General features: G+C 70.9%; 9 protein-coding genes. 5 read left to right on the top strand and 4 right to left on the bottom strand.

What is annotated here, in order from left to right:
- Positions 1–62 precede the first annotated feature (62 nt).
- The 3 genes from ACFO0C_RS36830 to ACFO0C_RS36820 are packed head-to-tail and all read right to left on the bottom strand — an operon-like array spanning position 63 to position 3,136.
- Positions 63–947, bottom strand: coding sequence for a carbohydrate ABC transporter permease (locus ACFO0C_RS36830; protein WP_378071404.1), 885 nt, complete (start codon positions 945–947; stop codon positions 63–65).
- A 12-nt stretch (positions 948–959) separates the two neighbouring features.
- Positions 960–1,835, bottom strand: coding sequence for a carbohydrate ABC transporter permease (locus tag ACFO0C_RS36825; RefSeq protein ID WP_378071403.1), 876 nt, complete (start codon positions 1,833–1,835; stop codon positions 960–962).
- The gene (locus tag ACFO0C_RS36820; protein WP_378071402.1) at positions 1,832–3,136 is read right to left on the bottom strand and encodes an ABC transporter substrate-binding protein; all 1,305 of its coding nucleotides are present in this window, start codon (positions 3,134–3,136) and stop codon (positions 1,832–1,834) included. Before ACFO0C_RS36820 ends, ACFO0C_RS36825 begins: the two co-directional genes overlap by 4 nt.
- 126 nt (positions 3,137–3,262) lie before the next feature.
- Here ACFO0C_RS36820 and ACFO0C_RS36815 point away from each other — a divergent pair, with 126 nt between their 5' ends.
- The 5 genes from ACFO0C_RS36815 to ACFO0C_RS36795 are packed head-to-tail and all read left to right on the top strand — an operon-like array spanning position 3,263 to position 8,065.
- Positions 3,263–4,120 carry a DUF6807 family protein gene (locus tag ACFO0C_RS36815; RefSeq protein ID WP_378071401.1) on the top strand — a complete coding sequence of 286 codons (858 nt, stop codon included), beginning with the start codon at positions 3,263–3,265 and terminating at the stop codon, positions 4,118–4,120.
- Positions 4,117–5,694 carry a glycoside hydrolase family 43 protein gene (locus ACFO0C_RS36810; protein WP_378071400.1) on the top strand — a complete coding sequence of 526 codons (1,578 nt, stop codon included), beginning with the start codon at positions 4,117–4,119 and terminating at the stop codon, positions 5,692–5,694. The genes ACFO0C_RS36815 and ACFO0C_RS36810 overlap by 4 nt, the downstream gene beginning before the upstream one ends.
- Positions 5,694–5,849 carry a hypothetical protein gene (locus tag ACFO0C_RS36805; RefSeq protein WP_378071399.1) on the top strand — a complete coding sequence of 52 codons (156 nt, stop codon included), beginning with the start codon at positions 5,694–5,696 and terminating at the stop codon, positions 5,847–5,849. Before ACFO0C_RS36810 ends, ACFO0C_RS36805 begins: the two co-directional genes overlap by 1 nt.
- Positions 5,850–5,864: 15 nt before the next feature.
- A complete protein-coding gene (locus tag ACFO0C_RS36800) occupies positions 5,865–6,692 on the top strand; it encodes a DUF6807 domain-containing protein (protein WP_378071398.1) in 828 nt (275 codons plus the stop codon).
- Complete coding sequence (locus ACFO0C_RS36795) at positions 6,689–8,065, top strand: ROK family protein (RefSeq protein WP_378071397.1); 1,377 nt, start codon at positions 6,689–6,691, stop codon at positions 8,063–8,065. Before ACFO0C_RS36800 ends, ACFO0C_RS36795 begins: the two co-directional genes overlap by 4 nt.
- Here the strand turns inward: ACFO0C_RS36795 and ACFO0C_RS36790 are convergent.
- Complete coding sequence (locus ACFO0C_RS36790; protein ID WP_378071521.1) at positions 8,013–9,431, bottom strand: nitronate monooxygenase; 1,419 nt, start codon at positions 9,429–9,431, stop codon at positions 8,013–8,015. The genes ACFO0C_RS36795 and ACFO0C_RS36790 overlap by 53 nt on opposite strands.
- Positions 9,432–9,521 lie beyond the last annotated feature (90 nt).

Raw genomic sequence — 9,521 nt, 5'->3', positions numbered from 1 at the left:
GGGCGCCTGCCGGGACCGCTGCCGCCGCCGGCGAGGGGGCCGGACTCAAGGGTGGGTGGGCATCACCTCAATCCGGTGGTGGCGATTCCCCGGACCAGGTATTTCTGGCCGGCGATGAAGAAGCCGATCACCGGGGCCAGCGAGACGAACGACATCGCGAACATCTCGCCCCACTGGCTCTGGCCTTCGGAGTCCATGAACTGGCGGATCGCCAGCGGGACCGTGTAGAGCTGCGGGTCGGTGAGGTAGAGCAGTGGGCTGAAGAACTCGTTCCACACCGAGATGAAGGTGAAGATCGCCGTGGTGGCGAACGCCGGCAGACACAGGGGCATGACGATCTTCCAGAAGGTACGGAACGGGCCGCACCCGTCGATCCGGGCGGCGTCGTCGAGCTCCTGCGGCAACGAGCGCATGAACTGGACCATCAGGAAGATGTAGAAGCCGTTGGTGGCCAGGAAGTGCGGCACCAGCAGCGGGTAGTACGTGTTGAGCCAGCCCAGCCGGTCGAACATGACGTACTGCGGGACCACCAGCACGTGCCCGGGCAGCATCATGGTGCCGAGCATCATCGCGAAGAACAGCTTCCGGCCGGTGAAACGCAGCCGGGCGAAGGCGTAGGCGGCCAGCGAGCACGACAGCAGGTTCCCGATGATGCTGAGCGTGACGATGACCAGCGAGTTGACCAGGTAGATCTCGAACGGCTCGCTGAGCGCCGTCCACCCGCGCGCGTAGTTGCCGAAGTCGAACACGGCCGGCCACAGACCCTCGTCGGTGAAGACTCTGTCGCTGGGCTTGACCGAGCTGGAGATCATCCACAGCAGCGGGTACATCATCACGATGCCCACGCCGCTGAGCAGCACATGCCGCAGGAAACGCGGCCGCCGAGGACGGGCGACGGGCGGCGCCTCCGAGGGGGCCTCCGGGGAGCGGGTCAGGGTGAGGGTCATCGCGGGGTCCCGTCAGTTGTCGTAGAAGACCCAGTAGCGGGCCGCGAGGAAGTTGATCGCGGTGAACCCCGCGATGATGATCAGCAACAGCCAGGCCATCGACGAGGCGTAGCCCATGTCGAATTCGGCGAACCCCTTCTGGTATAGGTACAGGTTGTAGAACAGGGTGGAGTCCGCCGGTCCGCCACTGCCGTTGCTGATCACGTACCCCTGGGTGAAGGTTTGGAAGGACGCGATCAGCGCCTGCACCAGGTTGAAGAAGATGATCGGGCTGAGCAGCGGCAACGTGATCGACCGGAACTGCCGCCAGCGGGAGGCGCCGTCCATCGAGGCGGCCTCGTAGTACATCGCCGGGATCTGGCGCAGCCCGGCCAGGAAGATCACCATCGGGGCGCCGAAGGTCCACACGTGCAGCAGGATCAGCGTCGTCAGCGCATGATCCGGATCGGTCGTCCACGCGGGGCCGTCGATACCGAACCAGGACAGGAAGCCGTTCACGATGCCGTCGTAGCCGAACAGGTAGCGCCAGAGCATGACGATGGCGACGCTGCCGCCGAGCAGCGACGGCAGGTAGTAGATGCTGCGGTAGATCGCCAGGCCCCGGACGCCACGGTCGAGGACGATGGCGACGGCGAGCGCGACCGCCAGCGACGCCGGGACCGACACCAGGGTGTAGACGAAGGTGACCTTCAGCGACTGGTGCAGTTCGACGTCGCCGAGCATCGCCTCGAAGTTCGCCAGTCCGGCCCAGCGTGGCGGGGTGAGCAGGTCGTAGTCGGTGAACGCCAGGTACAGCGAGGCGACGAACGGGACGACCATGAAGACCATCCCGCCGAACCAGGGCAGCAGGAACACGTACCCCGCCCAGTCCTGACGTTTTCTGATCATGGGGCGATGGCCTTGCGGGCCTCGGTGATGAACTGCTTCCCGGCGTCAGCCGGGGTGGTCCGGCCGAACTCGACCTCGGTGCTGAACGTCTTGAGGATGTTGGTCAGCTTGCTGGCGCCGACCGGATAGGGGTATGAAGCGGGCAGTTTCTCCTGTTGGAGGGCGCCCAGGAAGTCGCTGGACCGCTTGTTGTCCGGCTCCAGCCCGGGAGCGATCGCCTCGGCGACCTTACTGCTGGCCGGCACGCCGCGGGTGGCACCGGACGCCTTGGCGGCCTCGGTGTCGTTGATCAGGAAGTTCAGCAGCTTGACCGTTTCCGCCGGGTGCTTGGAGGCGGCCGCGATCGACCACAGCGCCGGCGTGTCGACGGACTGGCCGCGACGCTTGCCCTGGGTCTCGCCCGGCATCCGCAGCAGGACCAGGTTGCCGCCGCACGCCTGGTTGAAGCTGATCAGGTTGTTGGTGGGGATGACCTGCGAGGCGATCGACTTCTTGGCCAGGTAGGACTGTGCGGCCGAGGCGCCGTTGTTCTGGTCGATGAACCCGGCGGGCGGGATGCCACCGGACTTCCGCAGGTCCTCGACCAGCTGGTACCACGCGATGAGGGTGGCCTCGGTGGCGCCGAGCTTGCCGTCGGCGGTGAAGAAGTCCTCGCCGCGCTGCCGGGCGAAGACGAGCAGGTTGGCGACGGTCCACGGTTCGAAGTTGGTGCCGTACACCTTGCCGCCACTGGCCCTGGTGACCTTCTGCGCGAAACCGGCGAGGTCCTCCCAGCTCCAGGTGTCGCCGTCCGGGATCGCCACGCCGTACTGATCGGCGAGGGTCTTGTCGATGACGAAACCGATCGTGTTGAGCCCGGACGGCACGCCGAAGCTGGCGGCGCCGACCTGGCCGAGGGCCCGGGCCGGGTCGGTGAGCCCGGACTGGTCGAGTTCGGGATGCCGGGCCAGGTCGAGCAGGGTGCCACGGTCGGCGTACTCGCGCAGGCTGTCGAAGCGCATCGCCATCAGGTCCGGCGGGTCGCCGGCCGCGAAGCGGGCGGCCAGTTTGTCCTTGTACGGGCTGCTGTCCTGATACTCGGTGCGGACGCGGACACCCGGGTTGGCCTGCTGAAACAGGTCGAGTGCCTGCTGGGTGAGCTGGGCGCGCTGCGTGTCGCCCCACCACACCATGTTCAGCTCGACCTTGCCGTCGTCGCCGCCCTTGCCACCGAACCCGCGCCCACAGGCGGGCAGCCCGGCGGCGAGCCCGGTCAGGCCGGCGAGGGTGAGCAGCCGGCGCCGGTCGAGACGTGAGTTCACGATGGATCCTTCCGGACGCGATTTGTTTCAGTGTTTTATCTATCGAATGCCATGGATGTCAACGGGCGACCCAGGATTTGTTTCAGAGATTGACGTAACTGGGATTTCGCCGCTAACTTGCCGTCCATGCCGACCGTGAAGGCACACGATCTGTCCTGCGGCGGGCGTGTGGTGGCCCGGTACGTGTGGGATCCGCACCTGCCGTTGACCGTCTCGCCCCGCCCCTACCTGCATCCGGTGACCACTCTCGGCGGAACGACGGTCACCGGTTTCATGCCCGCCGACCACCTGCACCACCTCGGCGCGAGCATCGCCGTCCCGGTCCTCAACGAGGCCAACTTCTGGGGCGGGCGCACCTATGTGGCCGGACACGGCTCGGTCCATCTCGACAACCACGGACGGCAGCGGCACGCCCGCTGGCTGCACCGCTCCGGCGACCGGCTGCACCAGGAACTCGACTGGCTCGACCGCGACGGCCACGTCCTGGCGCACGAGTCGCGGGGCCTGTCCGCACACCACATCGACGGGGACGCCTGGCTGCTGCGGGTCGAGTTCACACTGACCGGCGCCACCGGCGGGGACCTCACCATCGACAGTCCCGCGGCACGTGGGCGGGCCGGCGCCGGTTACGGCGGCTTCTTCTGGCGGGCACCCGACGGCGACTACCGGATCAGCGCCGAGACCGGCACCGGCATCGACGCCGTCCACGGCCGAGCGGCACGCTGGCTGTCGGTCGAGGGCGGCGGATGGACGCTCGTCTTCCTCACCGACACCGTCTCGTCCGATCCGTGGTTCGTGCGGTGCGACGACTACGCCGGGGTGTGCTCGGCGATCGCCTGGGACCGGCTCGTCGTCCCGCCCGGCGGCACGCTCACCCGGCGGTTGTCGGTCCTGGTCGCCGACGGCTCCGCCACCGGCGAGGCACTGACCGCTGCCGAGCGGGCCCACCGGCTCCCGGCGGCGGCCACGGAGGCGGCCCGGTGAACGCGCTGTGGAACGCGGACATCGGGGACGGGCACTACCGCAATCCGGTCCTGCACGCCGACTGGTCCGATCCGGACGTGATCCGAGTCGGTCACGACTTCTTCATGGTCGCCTCCAGCTTCAACCGGGTGCCGGGCCTGCCGATCCTGCACTCCACCGATCTGGTCGACTGGCGGTTGATCGGGCATGCCCTGGACCGGCTCGTTCCCGACGACGCCTACCGCGAGCCCCGGTCCGGCTGCGGCGTGTGGGCACCCAGCCTGCGCCATCACGACAGCCGGTTCTGGATCTGCTATCCCGACCCGGACCACGGCATCTTCGTCACCACCAGCGACGATCCGGCCGGCCGGTGGAGCGAACCGCGACTGGTGCTCCCCGGGCGCGGCCTGATCGACCCGTGCCCGCTGTGGGACGAGGACGGCACCGCCTACCTGATCCACGCCTGGGCGAAGAGCCGCTGCGGTTTCCACAACCGGCTCACCGCGCACCGGATGACACCTGATCTGGAACGGCCACTCGACCCCGGCACGCTCGTCGTCGACGGCGACGCGATCCCCGGATGCCGGACCCTGGAGGGCCCCAAGTGGTACCGCCGGAACGGCTGGTACTGGATCTTCGCCCCGGCGGGCGGCGTCACGAACGGCTGGCAGTACGCGATGCGCTCCCGCCACGTCCTCGGCCCGTATCAGCCGAAGATCGTCCTCGAACAGGGACAAACGAAGATCAACGGCCCGCACCAGGGCGCGTGGGTGGAGACACCCGCCGGCGACTCCTGGTTCCTGCACTTCCAGGACCTTCATGCGTACGGCCGTGTGGTCCACCTGCAGCCCATGAGGTGGCTGGACAGCGGCTGGCCTGTGATCGGCCACCACGGCGAGCCCGTCGAGCGACACCCCAAGCCCGCACTCCAGCCGGACATGACACGCGTTCCCGACAGCGACCCGGCAACAACACGCGTTTCCGACGACGGGCCGGCAACGACACGCGTTCTCGACGACGTCGGCGAGTGGACCTGGCCGGCGAACCCCGCGCCCGGCCGGGCTCCGGCGATCGACCATCACCCCGCGGACGGCCTCCGCCTTCGCTGTGAACCCGGCGACGACCTGCGGACCTTTCCCGCGGTGCTGGGGCGACGACTGCCCGGGCCCCGGTTCCGGGCGGAGACCACGGTGCGCCTCGACGCCGGACCCGGGGCGCGGGCGGGGTTGGTGGTGCTGGGTCACACGTACAGCTGGGCCGGCCTTGAGCAGCAGCCCGGCGGACCGCTACTGATCCGGCGGACCGCCGAGGCCGGAGGCGAGGCCGGAGGCGAGGCCGAACAGGACGTGACCCGGCCGGAACCGGTCATCGGCCCGGTACGACTCGCCGTGACCGTCACCGACGGCGCCGTCGTCCACTTCGCCGCCGACACCGGAACCGGCTGGCAGGAGATCGGCCCGCCGTTCGCCGCGACCCCGGGCGGCTGGATCGGCGCCACGCTCGGCCTGTTCGCGATCGGTCACGCCGGCCACGCCGACTTCGGCCCGCTCCGGATCACACCGGTAGCGGACCCCGACCACGCCCTGGAGGAGTGATGAACCGCCCTCTCGCCGCCTTCGTCATGGGAGCCGCCCTGCTCACCGGACCTGCCGCACCCGCCGCCGCGACCACCGACCCGATCGCCGGCAGCGTCGGCGGCCCCGGAACGACAGTCGTCGAAGCGACCGTGATCACGCCGGCGGCGCGGTGACACTATTCTGCTTCCGTGACCGGTGACGCCGTTGAGGTGCTGCGTCTCGGCGACCGGGCCGTCGCCGAGTACGTGTGGCGGCCCTCCCTGCCGGCTTCGCTGGCGCCCCGGCCGTACCTCCATCCGATCCGGACCTTGGCCGGGACCACGGTGACCGAGCTGATGCCCGCCTCGCACCGCCATCATCTCGGCGTCAGTGTCGCGGTCGCCGAGGTGGACGGTGCGAATTTCTGGGGCGGCCGCACGTTCCTGCCCGGCCATGGTCCGGCCTGGCTGGACAATCACGGCAGCCAGGTGCACCTGCGCTGGCTGCGACGGCGGCCCGATCAGCTGATGCACACGCTGCGGTGGACCGGCATCGACGGATCGATCCTGCTCTACGAACGGCGCACGGTGTCATGGCAGCCGGCCGGCCCGGACGCGTGGGCGCTCGACTTCACCTTCGCGCTGACCAACATGACCGAGCGGGAGCTGCCGATCCGCAGCCCGGCCGCGCACGGGCGGGCCGGGGCGGGGTATGGCGGTTTCTTCTGGCGGGCGCCGTCCGGGCGGTGCCGGGTGACCGCCCCGACCGAGAGCGTGCACGGCGACCGGGCCCGCTGGCTGTCCGTCGCCGGGGACCGCTGGACGCTGGTGTTCCTCGGCGGTGACGAGGAGACGCGTGGCGACCGGTGGTTCGTGCGGACCCGTGACTACGTCGGCGTCGGCTCCTCGCTGGCCTGGGACGAGCCGCTGGTCCTGGCCCCGCATGCCGGCCTGCGACGGCGGATCGTCACCGTGATCGCCGACGGTGACCTGCCACCGGGCCGGGCCGCCGCCTACGCCGACGACTTCGCGGCATGACCCGGCCGGTGCATCGGGTCGCGCCCCGCACGGACGGCCCGATCCGGCAGGACAGTCTCCGCGCCCACAACCTGGACCTGACGTTCCGCCAGATCGCCGACGCCCGTGACGCCCCGATCTCGCGCAGTGAGCTGGCCGCCGCAACCGGCCTGACCAGGCCGACCATCACCCGGATCGTCGACGAGCTGCTGGCCGCCGAGCTGATCGTCGAGGCCGGCCCGTCCCGCTCCGGCGGTTCGGGGCGCCCGCGGGTCGGCCTCAGCCTGGCCCGGACCGGCCCGGCGGGCCTGGGCCTGGACATCCGCGCCGACGTGCTGTCCGCCGCCGTCGTCGACCTGACCGGAACGGTCCGCCACCTGGAGTTCGCCCCGCACCCACAAGCCCCGCACCCACAAGCGCCGCACCCACAAGCCCCACACCCACAAGCCCCACACCCACAAGCCCCACACCCACAAGCCCCACACCCACAAGCCCCGCGCCCGCAAGCTCCGCATCCACGGACCGGGCCAGGTGCGGTGCTCGCCGCGCTGGCGGCGATGGCGGACCGGGCGGTCCGGGCCGCGGCCGCCGAGAATCTGACCGTCGTCGGCGCCACCCTGGCCGTCCCCGGCCCGGTGCAGGACGACACCGTGGTCCGCCGCGCCCCCGCCCTGGGCTGGCACGACGTCGACGCCGGCGCCGCCCTGTCGGCATTGCTGGACCTACCGGTCCATATCGGCAACGACGCCCGCCTGGCCGCCCTCGCCGAGTGGTATGCGGCCGGCCGGGAGTTGCGCGACTTCGTCTGCGTGAGCGGCGAGTTCGACATCGGCGCCGGCCTGGTCCTCGGCGGAACGCAGCTCGACGGCTGGTCCGGCGAGCTGGGGCATGTCATGGTCCGCTCCGATGGCCCGCCGTGCGCGTGCGGGGCGACCGGTTGCCTCCAGTCGTTCGCGGGCCTGACCTCGATCCTGGCCGGCTCCGACACGGCCGGCTCCCACGAAACCGGATGCCACGAAACCGGCGCCCAGGGGACCGGCTCCCACGAGACCGGACGGTCCCCCGCGGTGACCGTCGACGCGCTGGTGTCGGCCGGCGACCCCCGGATCCTCAAGGCGCTCGACGACGCCGCCACCGCCCTGGGCATCGCCCTGGCCGGCCTGATCAACCTGGTCAAGGTCGACACCGTCCTGCTCGGCGGCGGTTACGCGCTGCTGGCGTCCTGGCTGATCGACGGCATCGACCGGGAGCTGCGCCGCCGCGTCCTCAGCACCGCCTGGTCGCCGGTGGAGGTCCGCCCGGCCCCGCTCGGCCCGGACGCGGCGGTGATCGGCGCCGCCCTCAGCGCGGTCGACCGGGTGCGACGGGACCCGAACCGCTGGCTGCACCGCTGACCAGGAACCCGACCACGTCGGCGGCGGTGAACCCGTCCGGCAGGTGCGGCAGGAACCCGAGGTCCTGCCCGAGCGTGACCAGCGGCGGTTCCACGTAGTCGCCCGACCGCCGCTGCGGCAGCCCGACGGTGGCGACCAGCCCGTTGCACAGGCAGCGGCTGCCCACGGTGTCCTCGGCCGCGCCGCCCTTGCGCACGTACTCGTCGACCGGTTCGGCCGGACAACGGAAACCCACACCCCCTTCCGGGCGGCGGTACGGCGTACGCAAATACCCGAGGTCGCAGAGGCGCGGGCGGACGGCGTACACCTGCTCGTCGGCGGTCGTCCCGGCCATCGGCACCATCTTGAACGGGAACCCGGTCGGCGACGCCCGGACGTCGTTGCGCACCACGAGTGTGCCGTCGCCGGCCTGCCGCAGCAGCCGTGCGCGGATGTCGTCGTCGAGTCCCGATTCCCGGCACAGCGCGAACGCCGTACCCACCTGGATCCCGGCCGCCCCCGCGGCTCGTGCGGCGGCCAGCCGGTCCGGGTCGGCCTGCCCGCCGGCCAGCCAGAACGGCAGCCCCAGCGCGGCGAGTCTCACCAGGTCCGGGCTGTCGCGGGGCCCGTAGACGGGCTCGCCGTCGTCGTCGAGGGTCAGCTTGCCGCGCGGCCGGGCGCTGTGCCCTCCGGCCACCGACGTCTCCAGCACGAACCCGTCCGGCCGGGTCGCCGCGTCCCGGGCCAGGTAGGCGGCGAGCGTCGCCGACGACACGATCGCCAGCAGGCGGGGCCGCCGCAGCGGTGCGAGATCGGCACCGAGCAGCTCGCGTGGGTGCAGGGTGACGTGGTGTTCCTCGCCCGGCCGGGCACCATGGACGGTCACCGGCAGCCGCGCCGGCCGGTGTGCGGCCAGATCGTCCAGCAGTCGCGGGATCTCGGTCGGCAGTCCCGCGCCCATCAGCACGTAGTCGGCACCGGCGAGCATCGCGCCGTACAGCGAGGCTGGTGTGCCCAGCTGGATCTTCTCCAGGTAGTTGACGCCGACCGGCCCGTCGTGGCCCTCCCTGGCCAGGAACACCTCGACGAAGTTGGCCACCACCGCCAGCTGCTGGGTGTGCTTTCGGGGCCGCAGTCCCTGCTGGGGCACCGGCCGCATCGGCCGTCCGTCGGCGATCCCGCCGGGAACGAGATACCGGTCCAGGATGTCCCGCGCCACCTCCGGCACCGGAAAGGCGGCAAGGGCCCGGCGCACATGCCCGCCCTCGTCACCGAGCTGCAGCCGCCGGGCCAGCAGAACGTCGAGGGCGACCCCGGACACCACCCCGATCTGCCCGGTACGGGCGACCGCGTTCGCCAGCCGCCAATCGGAGACGCCGACGCCCATGCCACCTTGGATGAGCACAGGCTGACTTCCGGAAGTGATCACCCTCGCAGCCTGCTGAAAGTCCGCTCGGGCCGGGTAGGGCCGGACGGC

Origin of the sequence: Actinoplanes subglobosus (assembly GCF_042650585.1) — a bacterium.
In the GTDB taxonomy this organism is placed as follows: domain Bacteria; phylum Actinomycetota; class Actinomycetes; order Mycobacteriales; family Micromonosporaceae; genus Actinoplanes; species Actinoplanes subglobosus.
This window is presented reverse-complemented; position numbering and strand designations above follow the sequence as displayed.